The sequence below is a fragment of the Bradyrhizobium sp. Crot121 genome (assembly GCF_059512385.1).
This window is the reverse complement of sequence record NZ_JCAMOR010000457.1, coordinates 1-384: the sequence shown is the minus strand read 5'-3', so window position 1 is coordinate 384 and position 384 is coordinate 1. Positions and strand designations below refer to the sequence as shown.

Here is a 384-nt window from a genome sequence, read left to right as displayed (position 1 = left end):
AGCGCTATCTGCAGCGGCTTCAGCTTGCCGACCGGAAACAGCCCGTTGCCCAGCACGAGATGCGCCTGTGCATGCGCCGCCGCGGCCCGGAACAGCGCCCGCGCAGCATCGCCCTGTACGCCGCGAAAGGTTTCGGGCAGGCGGATCAGCGGCCCGGCAATCGAGGTGCGCCGCTGCGGCGCCTGGCTGTTGTCGGCGGCAAAGCTGCGCAGCAGAGGCGGCTTGCCCCAGAGCGCAGTTATGAACGCCTTCAGCTCGATCTCGGCTTCGAGGAACGTCACGCTGCCGAGATCGCGCGCGATCATGCGACGCGCGAGATCGTCCTCGAGGCGGAAAAACGCCAGCCGTCGTACCCTGTTGCCGGAAGCGAATTTCAATCCGGCC

At 67.2% G+C, this 384-nt stretch carries 1 pseudogene; it reads right to left on the bottom strand.

The features are described 5' to 3' along the window. Positions 1-384, bottom strand: a pseudogene (locus AC5ZGW_RS47465) (nitric oxide reductase activation protein NorD); the annotation flags it as partial.